General features: G+C 72.0%; 1 protein-coding gene. It reads right to left on the bottom strand.

Annotation, left to right across the window (positions count from 1 at the left end; all coding sequences use genetic code 11):
- On the bottom strand, window positions 1-236 hold a 236-nt coding region (locus ACLJNW_RS28495), incomplete at both ends, for an LLM class flavin-dependent oxidoreductase (protein ID WP_410962036.1).

Below are 236 nucleotides of genomic sequence, written 5' to 3'. Positions count from 1 at the left end.
CTCGCTGGTCTCGCGGACGATCACGTGCAGGCGGATCCCGAAGCGCACCTGGCGGCCCTGGCGGGCAGCCTTCTCGCGTACCTGGGCGATCTTCTCGGCAACCGCCGCCGGCGGCTCGCCCCAGGTCAGGTACAGCTCGACCTGCTCGGCGGCGAGGTCCTGGGCGGCCTCCGAGGAGCCGCCGAAGTACAGCGGCGGACGCGGCTGCTGCAACGGCGGATAGAGCAGTTTGGCGC

It is taken from the genome of Salmonella sp. SAL4457 (assembly GCF_046548235.1).
Lineage (GTDB): Bacteria > Pseudomonadota > Gammaproteobacteria > Enterobacterales > Enterobacteriaceae > Salmonella > Salmonella enterica.
This window is presented reverse-complemented; position numbering and strand designations above follow the sequence as displayed.